Origin of the sequence: Elstera litoralis, from assembly GCF_000963705.1 — a bacterium.
GTDB lineage: Bacteria > Pseudomonadota > Alphaproteobacteria > Elsterales > Elsteraceae > Elstera > Elstera litoralis.
In genome coordinates, this window is record NZ_LAJY01000771.1 from 1 (window position 1) to 848 (window position 848).

2 protein-coding genes are annotated in these 848 nt (G+C 55.1%); both read left to right on the forward strand.

Features of this window, described 5'->3' with window-relative positions:
* Positions 1-311 precede the first annotated feature (311 nt).
* Positions 312-602 (forward strand): co-chaperone GroES, encoded by a 291-nt coding sequence (locus tag VZ95_RS19700; protein ID WP_045777380.1) that lies wholly within the window; start codon positions 312-314, stop codon positions 600-602.
* A gap of 40 nt (positions 603-642) precedes the next feature.
* A partial coding sequence (locus tag VZ95_RS19705) for a TCP-1/cpn60 chaperonin family protein (RefSeq protein ID WP_045777381.1) occupies positions 643-848 on the forward strand: 206 nt, incomplete at its 3' end.

Below are 848 nucleotides of genomic sequence, written 5' to 3' on the forward strand. Positions count from 1 at the left end.
ATGGGGCTTCTCCCGTTCTGGGATCGGAGTCCTGCCTGGACTCCTTGCTAAAAGCCTGTCTTAAAAATTTCATCGAATCATCAAAAATTTATGTGATACCAATATGTTAGCAACCGACTTCCGTGAGTGCTGCTAACGGTGCGCCGAGTACGGCGGGAATGTCGGTGTGCTCCAAAAACTTGCATCGGCGCACTATCGAGCCTCTTGAATCCCGGCATCGTTCGGCTTATCTCTCGTGGCACTCGCTGACGGTGAGTGCTAACAAAGGCTCCCGTCAGTCCCATCATCCGTCCCTTGAAGGAGGAGATCGCATGTCTTTCCGTCCGTTGCATGATCGCGTTCTTGTGCGTCGTATCGAGCAGGAAGCTAAAACCGCCGGGGGGATCATCATCCCCGATACCGCCAAGGAAAAGCCGCAGCAGGGCGAAATCGTCGCCATCGGCTCGGGCACGCGCAACGACAAGGGCGAACTGGTCGCCCTCGACGTTAAGGTCGGCGACCGCGTCCTGTTCGGCAAATGGTCGGGCTCGGAAGTGAAGATCGGCAGCGAAGAGCTGCTGATTATGAAGGAATCCGACATTCTCGGCGTCCTGGCTGCGTAACGCGCCCACCCGCTTCCCCGATTTTTAGGAGAGTAAAATAATGGCTGCTAAAGAAGTAAAATTCTCCACCGATGCGCGCACGAAAATGCTGCGCGGTGTGGATATCCTCGCCGATGCCGTAAAGGTTACGCTGGGTCCGAAGGGCCGCAACGTCGTGATCGAAAAATCCTTCGGTGCTCCGCGCATCACGAAGGATGGCGTGTCGGTCGCAAAAGAAATCGAACTGGCCGATAAGTTCGAAAACAA

Bases quoted from the DNA above. Each gene is read 5' to 3' on its own strand.
- VZ95_RS19700 (WP_045777380.1), top strand. From the start codon at position 312: ATGTCTTTCCGTCCGTTGCATGATCGCGTTCTTGTGCGTCGTATCGAG.